Here is a 14,225-nt window from a genome sequence, read left to right as displayed (position 1 = left end):
CATGTTGAATACGAAAAATGCGGCTATTTTACCCATCAACCTGGGGGAGGCAATCAGTGTTTACACAGGAGCTGCTCCAGTTCGCTTAATGACGCCACAGTCCAGGTTGGATGGATACCCGCGGGCTGCTCGCGATGATGCGCGTTAAGCCAGCAGGTCGACAGTCCGGCGTTAATGCCGCCAAGAATATCGGACTCCGCGGTATCGCTAACCATTAATACGCGCGAGCGGTCAGGATTCCCCGCCTGCTCCAGGGCGTAGTTAAAGATTTTCGGATCGGGCTTCGCGACGCCAACCTGCTCGGAAATCACCAGCAGATCGAAATACTCGCGCAGCCCGGTGCGCTCCAGACGAGTTTGTTGTAGCGCGGTAAAACCGTTAGTAATAATACCGATTTTAGCCTGCCCGCGAATCGCATTAAGTAGCGAAACGGCGCCCGGCAAAGGAGAACAGATCTCCGCCATCGCACTAATAAAAGCGTCATTCAGCCGCCCCGGCGCAACGTTTAGCCGTTCAGCCCAACTTTGAAAGCGCGCGTGCTGCAATTGTAATGAAGTAATCGCGCCGTTCTGATAATCCACCCATAGCGGCTTATTCACGGCCTGGTAATCCTGGAAATCCTCAGCGGTAAAGGTGACGCTATAGTCAAGGAACATCCGCTGTAAGCCGGTGAAAGAATCAAACGTAAACAGCGTTTCATCGGCATCAAAGAAAATCCAGTCCCACTTCATCATTACACCTTGCCTCTTTTATTACATGCTTATCGGTAACGCCATGATGATGGCGTCCTCATGCCCTTGTGCCGTGGGATAGTAATTGCGGCGAATCGTCGCCTCGTTAAACCCCAGACTTTCATACAGCGCGATGGCGGCAGCGTTAGAGGCGCGTACCTCCAGCCATAACGTTACAACACCGCGTTTTTCCAGTTCATCAATCAGATGCTCAAGCAGCATACGCCCCAGCCCCCGACGCTGAAAATCCGGATCGACGGCGATATTGAACAGCGTCGCTTCGTCCAGCACCACCTGTGTAATGGCAAACGCGGCCATTCTGTCATCAGCAGTCAGCTTAAAGTTGAGATACCGTTCGCCCTGGTTGCCGAAAAACGTTTTTTCGCTCCACGGAAACGCATGAGCGCGTTGCTCAATCTGCCAGGCTGCGGGGAGATCGGTCGTGCTGAGGATAGAAATCGTGTTCATGTTCGCAGATTTGTTGCCATAGTGCGGCGCGTGCCGCCGGGTTTACCCGGAGTTCATTAAACGCCGGCGTCGTGACCTGAGCGCCTTCGAGTTGGAGCGGCGCGTCAGTTCCTAACCGCCAGCTATTACAACGGCTGCCCTGCGGCAGCATGGCGACGCGCTCAGGCGTCAGCGGTAAAACCTGATCGGGACTCACGGTCAACGCGCGTAAAATATCGCGCATTAGCGGCTCGTTCAGCGCGGGTAATTCCTCTGCAACCACGATCAGACGAACGTGCGCGGGAAGGGAAATCGCAATCTCGCCCTGTAGCGCGCCAGGACGTCGCAGCGCCCACTGCGTAATACCCAGTTGCTGTAACTGCCAGTCTCGTCGGGATGTCATAGCGAAACGCTCCTGTAATCAGGGGCGCAAATATAGCAAATCTGTCGAATCTCCGCCATCAAACTACTATAATCGCCGCCAGTCTGAATTAAGGAGCATTCCATGTCTGCTTTTACCCCGGCAAGTGAAGTCTTGCTGCGCCACAGTGATGATTTCGAACAAAGCCGTATTCTTTTTGCCGGAGATTTGCAGGATGACCTGCCCGCGCGCTTTGAATGCGCCGCCAGCCGCGCGTATACGCAACAGTTTCACCACTGGCAGGCGTTAAGCCGCCAGATGGGCGATAACGTCCGTTTTAGCCTGGTCGCGCAAGCCAGCGATGTCGCTGACTGCGATACGCTGATCTACTACTGGCCGAAAAATAAACCCGAAGCGCAGTTCCAGTTGATGAATATTTTGTCGCTGATGCCGGTGGGCAGCGATGTTTTCGTCGTGGGAGAAAACCGCAGCGGCGTGCGTAGCGCCGAACCGATGCTGGCGGACTATGCGCCGCTGAACAAAGTAGATAGCGCGCGACGTTGCGGCCTTTACCATGGTCGTCTGGAAAAGCAGCCGCAGTTTAGTCTTGAATCCTGGTGGGCCGAGTACAATATCGACGGGCTGACCATCAAAACGTTGCCGGGCGTATTCAGCCGCGACGGACTGGATGTTGGTAGCCAACTGCTGCTGTCTACGCTGACGCCGCACACCAAAGGTAAAGTGCTGGATGTCGGCTGCGGCGCTGGCGTGCTTTCCGCCGCGCTGGCCAGCCATTCGCCGAAAGTGCGCCTGACGCTGTGTGACGTCAGCGCGCCGGCGGTGGAAGCCAGCCGCGCCACGCTTGCCGCTAATGGTCTTGAAGGCGAGGTATTCGCCAGCAACGTCTTTTCGGAAGTCAAAGGACGTTTTGACATGATCATCTCCAACCCGCCGTTCCACGACGGAATGCAAACCAGCCTTGATGCGGCGCAAACGCTCATTCGCGGCGCAGTGCGCCATCTGAACAGCGGCGGAGAGTTACGCATCGTGGCGAACGCCTTTCTGCCCTATCCTAAGATTCTGGATGAGACCTTTGGCTTCCATGAAGTCATCGCGCAAACCGGGCGCTTTAAGGTTTATCGTATCGTGATGACCCGTCAGGCGAAGAAATAGTTGGCCTGATAAGCGCAGCGCCATCTGGTTGCATGTGCCGGATGGCGACGCCAGGCGTCTTATCCAACCTACGTCTCGCGCCCATTTTTGCAGCAATCAATCTATCCCATGCAATTAACTATTGACGAATAGCTGAAAACCACTAGAATGCGCCTCCGTGGTAGTGATTCTTTTCAAGAATCGATGGTATGCGAAGGTGGCGGAATTGGTAGACGCGCTAGCTTCAGGTGTTAGTGTCCTTACGGACGTGGGGGTTCAAGTCCCCCCCCTCGCACCAAAACCATGTTGATATTGCTCGCACTGGGCGAAGGTGGCGGAATTGGTAGACGCGCTAGCTTCAGGTGTTAGTGTTCTTACGGACGTGGGGGTTCAAGTCCCCCCCCTCGCACCAACGAGGCGATATCAAAAAGTAAGATAACTGTGCGAAGGTGGCGGAATTGGTAGACGCGCTAGCTTCAGGTGTTAGTGTCCTTACGGACGTGGGGGTTCAAGTCCCCCCCCTCGCACCAATTATCTTATCCTTCCTTTGTCCCTTCATTTTCATCCCTGATTCCAGTTCATCATTGCCAACATCATGCCGCCAATAAGCGCTATACACGATGGCAGCAGTACAAAATGCCGTAATTGTTTGTGATACAACATCAGCGCAGACAGTAGCAATCCTGATACAATCAACAGCTTCAGCGCATAAGCTGACAGGCCGATAAACGCCAGTCCAACGATAATCACTCCAGGCAATAACACGCCCCATCCGCTGCCTAACGTCCGCTGCAACATGGTTTCACCTCTGGAATTGATAATGATAACCAATATCATATGATATATTTTCTCATTTGTCAGCCAGGGAGAAAGCTAAAGAGATGAGTTTTACTTAACGGTTGATGACACGTATTCAGTAAGGTGATAAATTGTCCGACTGTTAACGTAAAAACAACAACACCTCGCTTTAGGCGACCTTTTCTCATACGTTATTTTCATGTTGGCGCCCGATTCCGTGTATATCACTGATAAATAACGACAATTACCCATGACAACACCATCCTGGCGATCGCTTCGTATTAAGAAGTATCAGTTTTCTTTACGTCTTTTCTTGTTTCTCAGCGCCGTGTCGGCGCTATTTACTCTCGTTTTCCCCCTTTATCAGATCAATGTATTTTGCACGCCAATGATCGGGATAGTGGGCCTGAGCGTATTACTGTTGATATGGCATGGGAAATATGGGCAAAAAAGAATTAACCTCCCCTTTATCTCCCTACTCTTTGGGGGAATATGGGCGGCGCGTATTGCGCTAAAGTATCCGGCGTTAGGCCATTATGATTTCTCTTTTTTACTGATCTCCCTGCTTAGCGTTCTGTTTATCGGCTCGATAGCCTTTGCCGCGAATATCGTCGCGTTTACGCTCTATTCGCTACCGCCAGTCGCGGTCTGCCTGTGGTTGAACGGTAATGAACAAGGTTTGCGAATTCTCTATTTGCTGGCCCTGCCAATGGTGGGAATCGCTATTCAACATGTTATCCAGAAACGCTACGATAATTTTGCCCAACAGCTCATGTTTAAGCTGCTGGCCGAGCGGGAAACCCTCAATGGCCTGAGTATGCTTGATCCATTAACCGGCTTATATAACCGCCGTGGCCTGCAAAATCGGCTGGATACGTTACAGGCGCCGGGCAGCCATGAACACTACGTCCTGCTATTGGATATCGATCATTTCAAAGCGTATAACGATCACTACGGTCATATGATGGGCGATCAGGCGTTAATCCGCGTCTCAGCGGCAATTCGGGACGCCGTGCGATCGCGCGATGTCGTCTGTCGTTTTGGCGGGGAAGAATTTCTGGTGTTGCTGACCACCGCCGAACCACAGCAAGCCCGCGCTACCGCAGAACGTATCCGACAGGAAGTATACGATCTTAAAATCCCGCATATGTTTAACGAAAGCGTCGCCACCAATGTCACTGTCAGTATCGGCATTGCGCCCTTGACGGATCGCAATATCGGAGACGCTATCGAAAAAGCGGATAAAGCGCTCTACGAAGCCAAGCATCTTGGACGTAACCACATTCTGGTCAGCGACGACATGCGCGCCCTATGAATCCTGTTGGCGTAATCGTGCTACGCCAACAGCGTTAACCATAAACCGCTTGCCATCGTTTATCGCTATCGATAGGATTAGCAATCATTATCATTTAGATTAACATCATTAAACTGCGCTATGGCCTACCGTTCCGCACCGATTGCTGACGATATTATCTGGCGAGCTGCTCCCCAGCCGGAAGACGCCTCGCTGGCGGACGCAGTACGCGAGACGATCGCCTCTACCCGTCAGCACCTGTTGGACTTCATCCGGCTGGATGAAACGCCGCCGCCAACGGCGATGACTCTTGCCCAGTGGACGCGCCCCGCGACGTTTCGTTCATTGCTGGCCGCCTATTCCGATCACATCTATCGGCACACGCCAGGCCTGCCACGTGAAAATAAGCCGTTACTCTCCCTGTGGGCGCAATGGTATATCGGGCTGATGACGCCGCCGCTGATGCTGGCATTACTGACGCAAGCGCGCGCTATCAATGTCTCGGCAGAACATATTCACGTTGAATTTCATGAAACCGGGCGCGCCGCGTGTTTCTGGCTTGATGTGCATCAGGATAACCTGGCAACGGAACGTTCCCCGGAAGAACGAATGGAAACGCTAATAGTCTCCGCACTACAGCCGGTCATTCAGGCGCTGGAGGCGACTGGCGACATCAACGCGAAACTTATCTGGAGCAATACCGGTTATTTAATCAACTGGTATCTGACTGAGATGAAACCGCTGCTTGGCGAAGCCCTGCTGGCAACGCTACGCCAGCGCTGTTTTTTTGAAAAGCAGCTATCCGACGGTCAGGATAACCCGCTGTGGCGGACCGTCGTAATGCGCGACGGTCTTCTGGTACGCAGAACCTGCTGCCAACGTTACCGCTTACCTGACGTACAGCAGTGCGGCGACTGCACGCTAAAGTAAACCGCTTTACGTTGCCTTCAGTTATCGTCACGGCTTACTGCTGCTGGCCTGTCACATTATTATATTTACAGCGGCGCTCTCCGTATGCCAAATTACGTTTTGCCATTTTTGGGTCTACCGTGGCTATTGGTAAGGTCTCAGGAGAGAAGAATGAGTCTGCAATCTGTACGGCAATTTCTGGCCGCTCATGCTCCCGATATTGAAATTATCGAATTAAATCAAAGTACAGCGACTGTCGAACTGGCAGCCAAAGCGCACAACGTAGAGCCAGGGCAGATAGCTAAGACGCTCTCGCTTAAAGTAAAAGACACCATTATCCTGGTGGTCGCGAAAGGCGATGCCCGCCTGGATAATAAGAAGCTTAAAACCACTTTCGGCGCAAAAGCCCGTATGTTGAGCAGCGATGAAGTGGTCAATGCAACCGGACATCCTGTCGGCGGCGTATGTCCTTTCGGGCTGGAGCACCCGCTGCCCGTTTATTGCGACATCTCTCTGAAGGGGTATAACGAAGTATTGCCTGCCGCAGGCGCCACGCACAGCGCGGTACGCATCACGCCGGAAAGAATGGCTGAACTGACATCGGCGACCTGGGTAGACGTGTGCCAATAACGTGCCTGACACCCGGATTCCCCGAACAAGCACGGCGCATCCGGCGCGGGCTATACCCGATGCTGGAGCGCGGTAGCATCTCCGGCGCGCAGATATAACAGAATATCCGCCGCATCGAGTAACCCGGCATCAGAACTCACGCCCAGCTTGGACATCACATTAAACTTATGCGCCCGGATAGTCTTAATGTTACGTTCTAACTGGACGGCAATTTGCGGCATTGAGTAGCCGTTCGACATGAAACGCAGAATCTCCCGCTCGGTTGGACTAAGCATACAATTCTGGTGAAGTTCCCAAAGATTGTCTGTACGCTCCGTTGTCCGCCGGGCGCTATTAAGCGATGTAAATAAGGCATCCTGTAAAACATCCAACGGCGACGCTTTGCTGATGACCCCATCCAGCGGCAGCGGGGATAATGCGCTGATTAAGCGGGCTTCAGCATCATCATCGGCAATCACCAGACGCCGCATATGGGGATAATTTATCGCCAGTTCCGTCAGGCTGGATAATCCTGTCCGGCGTTCAGTTCTTAACGCAGAAAGAGAAAAAATAACGGCAGAAAACGGCGTCTTTAGCGCAGCCTTATAAAACGCGGATGGTTTTGAAAAAATATGAAGCGTATGTCGGCAATCCGGCATTGCATCAAATAGCCCTTTAATACCAATGGTGCTCATCACGCATTTTTCTACGAGCGCAACATTTCTCTTGCTGATTCTGTTTTCCATTCCATGGTTTCTCCATATACCGAAGGTAGGTTCAATTCTCTGGCTCCCTGAGAACTGTTTATCCATGCATACATCTCTGCATTACTGTGTATTGATAAGCGTCGCATGGCGCTATTTTTTTGGGCGCTAATTGTTTTATTACTTTTTTTAAGTAACGCCGCAATTTGGTTAATGCCCCACCCTTTTCCTAAAAGGCGTAATACTTTTCGTTCAGACAGCGTAAGGACAATCGGCCTGTCGTGGGACTGCTGAATTTCAGACGGTACCTGAGGCGATAATAACGTTTTACTTATTCTTTCTGAGCGAGCGTTTCCCGCATGGATAACGCTAATAAGATTCTCGATTGGCTCTTCGTCTGAAAGCAAGGTGCTGACGGGGCCCATCAGGAGATCAACCGCATGTGGATAGCAGGATTTAGGAACCAGAAATACCCAATGTATGTCGCGATATTGCGAGATTAAGCTATAAAAATATTCGCAGATAGCGCGGGGAGAGGCATTGTTAACTGCTAAATCAGCAATAACTAAATTACTTCGGCGTAGCTGTAGCAGCGTTAGCTCTTCTATCGTACGACAATACGCCAGTTTATAATCGGGGAAATTACCTGTTATAGCCCCTTTAAGGCCTTCCTGTATAAGAGGGGTTTTACTGATAATAAGTCCATTTTTGCAGCATCCTGGCAGCATAATTCCTCCGCACCCACGCCGCCACTTTTCATTGCCCCATTAATAAAAACACTATTAACAATGATCGCAAAGAAATATAGGCCGAGTGGATTAATTATCCTTGTTTTATTTTTAAATATCTAACATTGATTGCGCTACAATCCACATAGCACAAAAACATGAAATCACTATCGCATAGTTACTCATAAAACCAGAAGCAAGACAATTAAATTAACTAAATTTGCACATTAGCAATTCTAACGAAAACGCATCATATTAATAAATTTAAAATATGAGTTCGCCCTTCATTCATATTGCTGAGTCCTAAAACAAAAGCCCAACAATACTGTCCACCATCCATAAAACCCATGTAATATCTACGAATTACACTAAGTCATGCCTATTTTTACACCCGCTGCTCACGCCATTGTGGTTAAACCATTAATGCATATAGTTGATAAAATTCACCACATCATTGATTCAAAAATGAGCGGCCAGACTGGCATAATGCCTCTATTCTGGAAACGGACATACGAGAACCGTCGCCCATAAGGATATCCTGCCTGTGACGAAGCGCACGTCTCAGGAAGCTTATGCGTTGCGTCTGGTGGTTGACGTTTTTATCAACAAGAAATTGATCTTAACCAACGCCATCATGCCTGCGCTTCGTGTTAAAAAGAAAGCCTCTGTCATAGTGGCGGCGCATAGAATGTCTTTTCGGACAGGACGAGTCATGCAAGAAGAGCAATCAATTCAACGAGCAGTAACACGGTTATGTATTCAATGCGGGCTGCTTTTATTGCAGCACGGGGCGGAAAGCGCACTGGTTGATGAGCTTTCCACCCGCCTCGGTTTGGCGCTCGGTATAGATAGCGTCGAAAGCGCGATCTCCTCTAACGCCATTGTCCTGACGACCATTAAAGACGGACAATGTCTGACATCGACACGTAAAAACCAGGATCGCGGCATTAATATGCACGTCGTCACGGAGGTTCAGCATATCGTTATCCTCGCGGAACATCGTCTGCTGGATTACAAAGGCGTGGAAAAACGCTTTAGCCAGCTCCGCCCGCTGCGTTATCCGCGCTGGCTGGTGGCGTTTATGGTCGGTCTTTCCTGCTCCTGCTTTTGTAAGCTGAATAATGGCGGCTGGGATGGCGCGGTTATCACCTTTTTCGCCAGTATGATAGCCATGTATATCCGCCAGATGCTGGCGCAGCGGCATTTACATCCGCAGATCAATTTTTGCATTACCGCCTTTGTCGCTACCACGATTTCCGGGCTGATGCTCACCCTTCCCGCCTTTAGCCAGACGCCCACTATCGCCATGGCGGCGAGCGTACTGCTACTGGTGCCGGGCTTTCCGCTGATTAATTCCGTCGCAGATATGTTTAAAGGACATATTAATACCGGGCTGGCGCGCTGGGCTATCGCCAGCCTGTTGACACTGGCCACCTGTGTGGGCGTAGTGATGTCAATGACAATATGGGGGCTACGAGGATGGGTATAATCGACTTTTTACTGGCGCTAATGCAGGACATGATCTTGTCTGCGATCCCCGCCGTCGGGTTTGCGATGGTCTTTAATGTTCCCCACCGGGCGCTTCCGTGGTGCGCGCTACTGGGGGCGCTGGGTCATGGCTTGCGTATGCTGATGATGAGCGCAGGCTTTAATATCGAATGGTCGACGTTTATGGCTTCGCTGCTGGTCGGCAGTATTGGTATTCAGTGGTCACGCTGGTATCTCGCTCACCCTAAAGTGTTTACCGTCGCGGCCGTGATCCCGATGTTTCCGGGGATTTCCGCCTATACCGCGATGATTTCCGCAGTAAAAATTAGCCATCTGGGCTATAGCGAACCGATGATGATTACGCTGCTGACCAATTTTCTGAAAGCCTCTTCCATTGTTGGCGCGCTCTCAATTGGCCTCTCTGTACCGGGATTATGGCTGTACCGCAAACGCCCCCGCGTGTGATCGGTGGAACGCCTCCTGCTGTTCTTACAGGTCTGTGTGGTACTATAAAAACAGTCGCCCTTCTCGGTTGTTGTTCCATATTGAGAAACATTATGTCTTCCAGAATTTTAACGTCGGACGTCATCGGTATTGACGTCCTTTTACACGATCATCATGCTGTGCTGGCGAAGTCAACGGGCGGCGCAGTGGCGGTATTCGCTAATAATGCGCCTGCCTTTTATGCCGTGACGCCTGCACGCATGGCTGAACTGCTGGCGCTTGAAGAAAAGTTATCACGTCCGGGAAGCGATGTGGCGTTAGACGCGCAATTTTACGAAGAACCCGAAGCCGCCCCCGTTGCGATTCCCTGCGGAAAATTCGCCATGTATCCCGCCTGGCAACCGGATGCGGATTTTCAGCGTCAGGCTGCCCTTTGGGGCGTGGCGCTTCGGGAGCCTGTCACCGCAGAAGAGCTAGCGGCGTTTATCGCCTACTGGCAGGCGGAAGGTAAGGTTTTTCACCATATCCAGTGGCAGCAAAAGCTGGCGCGCAGCGTGCAAATCAGCCGTTCCAGCAATGGCGGAATGCCGCAGCGCGACATCAATAGCGTCAGCGAACCTGACAATCATATTCCACCAGGTTTTAGGGGGTAACGATGAAAAATGTTGGCGACCTGATGCAGCGTCTACAAAAAATGATGCCTGCGCATATTACGCCGGCGTTTAAAACGGGCGAAGAACTGCTGGCCTGGCAGAAAGAGCAGGGCGAGATCCGGGCGGCAGCGCTGGCGCGGGAAAATCGGGCGATGAAAATGCAGCGCACCTTTAACCGTTCCGGCATTCGACCGCTGCATCAAAACTGCTCGTTTGATAACTATCGGGTTGAGTGCGACGGACAAATGAACGCGTTAAGCAAAGCCCGACAGTACGTGGATGAATTTGACGGCAATATCGCCAGCTTTGTCTTTTCCGGCAAGCCGGGAACCGGTAAAAACCATCTCGCCGCGGCTATTTGTAACGAGCTGCTGCTGCGCGGAAAGTCGGTACTGATTATCACCGTAGCGGATATTATGTCAGCGATGAAAGACACGTTCAGCAATCGGGAAACCAGCGAAGAGCAGTTGCTTAACGATCTGAGTAACGTTGATCTGCTGGTGATCGACGAGATCGGCGTGCAGACCGAATCCCGCTATGAAAAAGTGATCATCAATCAAATTGTCGATCGTCGTTCCTCGTCAAAACGTCCCACCGGCATGTTGACGAACAGCAATATGGAAGAGATGACGAAAATGCTTGGCGAACGCGTCATGGACCGTATGCGTCTCGGCAACAGTTTATGGGTTAATTTTAGCTGGGACAGTTACCGCAGCCGAGTGACGGGTAAAGAGTATTAAATTGCAACGTGCGCCAGGGCGATACGACGCCTAGCTGGCATAACACAGGTGATTACCATGAATACAGCGAAACATGTTCTGTGCTGCGCGGCGATCGCCAGCGTACTGATTTCCACCAGCGGTATTGCCGCCAGTCAGTTAAGCGCTCAGGGCGCGAACGCACAGCAGGGCGGGATGTCGCTTTCTGCGCTAACCGGTCTGCTCAGCAGAGGTGCCCAGTCGCTCAGTGCTGATAATATGAATAATGCCGCCGGTATTTTGCAGTACTGCGCCAAACAGAAACTGGCGTCCGCTACCAACGTGGAAAACGTTAAAAATCAGATTCTGAACAAGTTAGGGTTGGATACCACACAGCAGGAGCAGGACACTAACTACCTGAACGGCCTGCAAGGGTTGCTCAAGACGAAGGACGGCCAGCAATTGAACCTCAATAATATCGGCAGTACGCCGCTGGCGGAAAAGGTGAAAACCAAAGCTTGCGATCTGGTGTTGCAGCAAGGGCTGAATTTCCTCTCCTGACTGCGCTTTTCTGACCGTGCGCCACGCCGGGACGCCCTGTTAAAAGCCGTGTTTTGGCCCTTTACCCGCCAACACGGCATTAACCCGACTTTTCTCTTCGTCTTTTCCTGTTATTAACCGCTATGGCAGGAAGTGATGCCGATCAAAAAACCAACTTTCTAAACTCATTCTAAATAACAGCGCCGTGTAAAGTTATTAGAATTGCAGCAATGTGACATCGCTATTACATTGTTAGAAATTTTTTCCTGCCAGCGATAAGCCTGGTTTATTGAGGATCGTCAGTTGTCCGAGTTGCTCTCTGTCGCTCTGTTTCTCGCCTCTGTGCTGATATATGCCTGGAAGGCGGGCCGTAACACTTGGTGGTTTGCCGCCACTCTCACGGTGCTGGGACTTTTTGTCATTCTGAATATTACCCTGTATGCCAGCGACTATTTTACCGGCGACGGGATCAACGACGCAGTGCTTTATACGCTCACGAATAGTCTGACGGGAGCGGGAGTCGGCAAATATATTCTGCCGGGAATCGGCATTGCCCTGGCGTTAGTGGCGGTATTCGGCGCGCTGGGATGGGTACTACGCCGCCGCCGTCACCATCCTCATCATGTCGGTTACAGCCTGCTGGCGTTACTGCTGGCGTTGGGTTCGGTCGACGCCAGCCCGGCGTTTCGCCAGATTACCGAACTGGTAAAATCACAAATGCGCGATGGCGATCCGGATTTTGCCGTTTATTATAAAGAACCAGCAAAAACCATTCCTCATCCGAAGCTCAATCTGGTCTATATCTACGGCGAGAGCCTGGAACGGACCTATTTTGATAATGACGCGTTCCCCAATCTCACGCCAGAGTTGGGCGCGCTGAAAAATGAGGGGCTGGATTTCAGCCATACCATGCAACTGCCGGGAACGGATTACACCATCGCCGGGATGGTGGCTTCCCAGTGTGGTATTCCGCTGTTTGCGCCGTTTGAGGGCAATGCGTCCGCGTCGGTTTCCAGCTTCTTCCCGCAGAATATCTGCCTCGGCGATATTCTGAAAAACTCCGGCTACCAGAACTATTTCGTGCAGGGCGCTAACCTGCGTTTTGCCGGGAAAGACGTGTTCCTGAAATCACACGGATTTGATCATCTGTACGGCGCTGAAGAGCTAAAAACGGTGGTGGCGGACCCGTCTTATCGTAACGACTGGGGCTTCTACGACGATACGGTGCTTGATGAGGCATGGAAGAAATTTGAAGCGCTTTCCCGCTCAGGCCAGCGTTTTTCGCTGTTTACGCTGACCGTAGATACTCACCACCCGGACGGGTTTATCTCACGCACCTGCAACCGTAAACGCTACGATTACGACGGCAAGCCCAACCAGTCCTTTAGCACCGTAAGTTGCAGCCAGGAAAACATCGCCGAGTTTATCAACAAAATCAAAGCGTCACCGTGGTTTAAAGATACCGTTATCGTCGTCTCTTCCGACCATCTGGCGATGAACAATACGGCCTGGAAATACCTGAATAAGCAAGATCGCAACAATCTGTTTTTCATTCTGCGCGGCGATAAACCGCAGCAGGAGACGCTGGCGGTCAAACGCAACACGATGGACAACGGCGCAACGGTGCTGGATATTCTCGGCGGCGATAATTTTATCGGTCTGGGACGTAGCAGCCTTTCCGGGCAGTCGCTGTCGGAAGTGTTCCTGAATGTAAAAGAGAAAGTGCTGGCGATGAAGCCGGATATCATTCGCCTGTGGAATTTCCCGAAAGAGATAAAAGATTTTACCGTCGATCGGGACAAAAACATGATCGCGTTTTCCGGGAGCCACTTCCGCCTGCCGTTACTACTGCGCGTATCGGATAAGCGCGTCGAGCCGTTACCGGAAAGTGAATACTCCGCTCCGCTACGGTTCCAGTTGGCCGACTTCGCCCCGCGCGATAATTTCGTTTGGATCGATCGCTGCTACAAAATGGCGCAGCTATGGGCGCCGGCGCTGGCGCTCTCTACCGACTGGTGCGTCTCGCAGGGACAGCTTGGCGGGCAGCAAACCGTACAGCATGTTGATAAAGCGCAGTGGCAGGGTAAGACGGCGTTTAAAGACACGATGATCGATATGGAGCGCTACAAAGGCAACGTCGATACCTTAAAGATTGTCGATAACGATATTCGTTATAAAGCCGATAGCTTTATTTTTAATGTGGCGGGCGCGCCGGAGGAGGTGAAGCAGTTTAGCGGCATTTCCCGGCCGGAGTCCTGGGGGCGCTGGTCAAATGCGCAGTTGGGCGATGAGGTTAAAATCGAATATAAAGCGCCGCTGCCGAAAAAGTTTGATCTGGTGATCACCGCCAAAGCCTTCGGCGACAACGCGAATCGGCCGATTCCGGTACGCGTAGGCAACGAAGAACAGACGCTGGTGCTGGGTCACGATGTGTCCACTATCACGCTGCATTTCAACAACCCGACGGACGCGAATACCTTAGTCATTGCGCCGCCCGCTCCCGTCTCCACCAACGAAGGTAATATTTTGGGCCATTCGCCGCGCAAATTGGGGATTGGCATGGTGGAGATCAAAGTGGTGAATGTTGAGAGTTAAAAGAGAATGTCATATATGCCGGGTGCGGCTACGCCTTACCCGGCCTACACATCATCTTTATCAATAAACTGGCG

General features: G+C 51.6%; 16 protein-coding genes and 3 tRNA genes. 13 read left to right on the top strand and 6 right to left on the bottom strand.

Going from position 1 to position 14,225, the window contains the following annotated elements; genetic code table 11:
• Positions 1-53 precede the first annotated feature (53 nt).
• The 3 genes from yjjG to AAYN39_RS20270 are packed head-to-tail and all read right to left on the bottom strand — an operon-like array spanning position 54 to position 1,581.
• Entirely contained in the window at positions 54-731 is a 678-nt protein-coding gene (gene yjjG / locus AAYN39_RS20280) for a pyrimidine 5'-nucleotidase (RefSeq protein WP_001681626.1), read from the bottom strand.
• Positions 732-752: 21 nt separating this feature from the next.
• Entirely contained in the window at positions 753-1,199 is a 447-nt protein-coding gene (gene rimI, locus AAYN39_RS20275; protein WP_001092432.1) for a ribosomal protein S18-alanine N-acetyltransferase, read from the bottom strand.
• Positions 1,144-1,581 (bottom strand): DNA polymerase III subunit psi, encoded by a 438-nt coding sequence (locus AAYN39_RS20270; RefSeq protein WP_000203999.1) that lies wholly within the window; start codon positions 1,579-1,581, stop codon positions 1,144-1,146. Before AAYN39_RS20270 ends, rimI begins: the two co-directional genes overlap by 56 nt.
• A gap of 102 nt (positions 1,582-1,683) precedes the next feature.
• On the opposite strand from AAYN39_RS20270, the gene rsmC reads away from it, so the two are divergent.
• From rsmC to AAYN39_RS20250, 4 genes are all read left to right on the top strand, one after another.
• A complete protein-coding gene (gene rsmC, locus AAYN39_RS20265; protein WP_001272292.1) occupies positions 1,684-2,712 on the top strand; it encodes a 16S rRNA (guanine(1207)-N(2))-methyltransferase RsmC in 1,029 nt (342 codons plus the stop codon).
• Between the two features lie 190 nt (positions 2,713-2,902).
• Positions 2,903-2,989, top strand: a tRNA-Leu gene (locus AAYN39_RS20260).
• 27 nt (positions 2,990-3,016) lie between these two features.
• Positions 3,017-3,103: transfer RNA gene (locus tag AAYN39_RS20255), tRNA-Leu, on the top strand.
• A 31-nt stretch (positions 3,104-3,134) separates the two neighbouring features.
• A tRNA-Leu gene (locus AAYN39_RS20250) sits at positions 3,135-3,221 on the top strand.
• A gap of 31 nt (positions 3,222-3,252) precedes the next feature.
• Here AAYN39_RS20250 and AAYN39_RS20245 read toward each other — a convergent pair.
• Entirely contained in the window at positions 3,253-3,489 is a 237-nt protein-coding gene (locus AAYN39_RS20245; RefSeq protein ID WP_000941878.1) for a DUF1435 domain-containing protein, read from the bottom strand.
• Between the two features lie 250 nt (positions 3,490-3,739).
• On the opposite strand from AAYN39_RS20245, the gene AAYN39_RS20240 reads away from it, so the two are divergent.
• From AAYN39_RS20240 to AAYN39_RS20230, 3 genes are all read left to right on the top strand, one after another.
• Positions 3,740-4,804: a GGDEF domain-containing protein gene (locus tag AAYN39_RS20240; RefSeq protein ID WP_000211217.1), complete on the top strand. Its 1,065-nt coding sequence runs from the start codon at positions 3,740-3,742 to the stop codon at positions 4,802-4,804.
• A 120-nt stretch (positions 4,805-4,924) separates the two neighbouring features.
• Positions 4,925-5,713 carry a siderophore-iron reductase FhuF gene (gene fhuF / locus AAYN39_RS20235; protein ID WP_000331545.1) on the top strand — a complete coding sequence of 263 codons (789 nt, stop codon included), beginning with the start codon at positions 4,925-4,927 and terminating at the stop codon, positions 5,711-5,713.
• Positions 5,714-5,863: 150 nt separating this feature from the next.
• A complete protein-coding gene (locus tag AAYN39_RS20230) occupies positions 5,864-6,322 on the top strand; it encodes a YbaK/EbsC family protein (protein WP_000058267.1) in 459 nt (152 codons plus the stop codon).
• A gap of 50 nt (positions 6,323-6,372) precedes the next feature.
• Here AAYN39_RS20230 and bglJ read toward each other — a convergent pair whose 3' ends face one another.
• Positions 6,373-7,047: a DNA-binding transcriptional activator BglJ gene (gene bglJ, locus AAYN39_RS20225; RefSeq protein WP_000431546.1), complete on the bottom strand. Its 675-nt coding sequence runs from the start codon at positions 7,045-7,047 to the stop codon at positions 6,373-6,375.
• Positions 7,008-7,733 carry a response regulator transcription factor gene (locus AAYN39_RS20220; RefSeq protein WP_000936654.1) on the bottom strand — a complete coding sequence of 242 codons (726 nt, stop codon included), beginning with the start codon at positions 7,731-7,733 and terminating at the stop codon, positions 7,008-7,010. The genes bglJ and AAYN39_RS20220 overlap by 40 nt, the downstream gene beginning before the upstream one ends.
• 712 nt (positions 7,734-8,445) lie before the next feature.
• Here AAYN39_RS20220 and AAYN39_RS20215 point away from each other — a divergent pair.
• The 6 genes from AAYN39_RS20215 (at position 8,446) to opgB (ending at position 14,151) form a co-directional block, all read left to right on the top strand.
• Positions 8,446-9,222 carry a threonine/serine exporter ThrE family protein gene (locus AAYN39_RS20215; protein ID WP_001779376.1) on the top strand — a complete coding sequence of 259 codons (777 nt, stop codon included), beginning with the start codon at positions 8,446-8,448 and terminating at the stop codon, positions 9,220-9,222.
• Positions 9,213-9,686, top strand: coding sequence for a threonine/serine exporter (locus AAYN39_RS20210; RefSeq protein WP_000511327.1), 474 nt, complete (start codon positions 9,213-9,215; stop codon positions 9,684-9,686). Before AAYN39_RS20215 ends, AAYN39_RS20210 begins: the two co-directional genes overlap by 10 nt.
• A 92-nt stretch (positions 9,687-9,778) precedes the next feature.
• Positions 9,779-10,318, top strand: coding sequence for a primosomal protein DnaT (gene dnaT, locus AAYN39_RS20205; RefSeq protein WP_000098578.1), 540 nt, complete (start codon positions 9,779-9,781; stop codon positions 10,316-10,318).
• A 2-nt stretch (positions 10,319-10,320) separates the two neighbouring features.
• Complete coding sequence (gene dnaC, locus AAYN39_RS20200) at positions 10,321-11,058, top strand: DNA replication protein DnaC (protein ID WP_000799923.1); 738 nt, start codon at positions 10,321-10,323, stop codon at positions 11,056-11,058.
• A 57-nt stretch (positions 11,059-11,115) separates the two neighbouring features.
• Positions 11,116-11,577 carry a DUF2501 domain-containing protein gene (locus AAYN39_RS20195; RefSeq protein ID WP_001090314.1) on the top strand — a complete coding sequence of 154 codons (462 nt, stop codon included), beginning with the start codon at positions 11,116-11,118 and terminating at the stop codon, positions 11,575-11,577.
• A 282-nt stretch (positions 11,578-11,859) separates the two neighbouring features.
• The gene (gene opgB / locus AAYN39_RS20190) at positions 11,860-14,151 is read left to right on the top strand and encodes a phosphatidylglycerol--membrane-oligosaccharide glycerophosphotransferase (protein ID WP_001292715.1); all 2,292 of its coding nucleotides are present in this window, start codon (positions 11,860-11,862) and stop codon (positions 14,149-14,151) included.
• Positions 14,152-14,225 lie beyond the last annotated feature (74 nt).

Source organism: Salmonella sp. K21076, from assembly GCF_039650795.1.
Classification (GTDB): Bacteria; Pseudomonadota; Gammaproteobacteria; order Enterobacterales; family Enterobacteriaceae; genus Salmonella; species Salmonella enterica.
Note: the sequence above shows the minus strand (reverse complement) of the source record. Positions and strands in the feature narration are given on the sequence as shown.

What these genes read in the sequence shown, in the direction of transcription:
- AAYN39_RS20270 (WP_000203999.1), bottom strand. Translation starts at nt 1,581, where the DNA reads ATGACATCCCGACGAGACTGGCAGTTACAGCAACTGGGTATTACGCAG.
- rsmC (WP_001272292.1), top strand. Translation starts at nt 1,684, where the DNA reads ATGTCTGCTTTTACCCCGGCAAGTGAAGTCTTGCTGCGCCACAGTGAT.
- AAYN39_RS20220 (WP_000936654.1), bottom strand. Translation starts at nt 7,733, where the DNA reads ATGCTGCCAGGATGCTGCAAAAATGGACTTATTATCAGTAAAACCCCT.
- fhuF (WP_000331545.1), top strand. Translation starts at nt 4,925, where the DNA reads ATGGCCTACCGTTCCGCACCGATTGCTGACGATATTATCTGGCGAGCT.
- AAYN39_RS20210 (WP_000511327.1), top strand. Translation starts at nt 9,213, where the DNA reads ATGGGTATAATCGACTTTTTACTGGCGCTAATGCAGGACATGATCTTG.
- AAYN39_RS20215 (WP_001779376.1), top strand. Translation starts at nt 8,446, where the DNA reads ATGCAAGAAGAGCAATCAATTCAACGAGCAGTAACACGGTTATGTATT.
- AAYN39_RS20195 (WP_001090314.1), top strand. Translation starts at nt 11,116, where the DNA reads ATGAATACAGCGAAACATGTTCTGTGCTGCGCGGCGATCGCCAGCGTA.
- AAYN39_RS20230 (WP_000058267.1), top strand. Translation starts at nt 5,864, where the DNA reads ATGAGTCTGCAATCTGTACGGCAATTTCTGGCCGCTCATGCTCCCGAT.
- rimI (WP_001092432.1), bottom strand. Translation starts at nt 1,199, where the DNA reads ATGAACACGATTTCTATCCTCAGCACGACCGATCTCCCCGCAGCCTGG.
- AAYN39_RS20240 (WP_000211217.1), top strand. Translation starts at nt 3,740, where the DNA reads ATGACAACACCATCCTGGCGATCGCTTCGTATTAAGAAGTATCAGTTT.
- dnaC (WP_000799923.1), top strand. Translation starts at nt 10,321, where the DNA reads ATGAAAAATGTTGGCGACCTGATGCAGCGTCTACAAAAAATGATGCCT.
- bglJ (WP_000431546.1), bottom strand. Translation starts at nt 7,047, where the DNA reads ATGGAAAACAGAATCAGCAAGAGAAATGTTGCGCTCGTAGAAAAATGC.
- AAYN39_RS20245 (WP_000941878.1), bottom strand. Translation starts at nt 3,489, where the DNA reads ATGTTGCAGCGGACGTTAGGCAGCGGATGGGGCGTGTTATTGCCTGGA.
- yjjG (WP_001681626.1), bottom strand. Translation starts at nt 731, where the DNA reads ATGAAGTGGGACTGGATTTTCTTTGATGCCGATGAAACGCTGTTTACG.
- dnaT (WP_000098578.1), top strand. Translation starts at nt 9,779, where the DNA reads ATGTCTTCCAGAATTTTAACGTCGGACGTCATCGGTATTGACGTCCTT.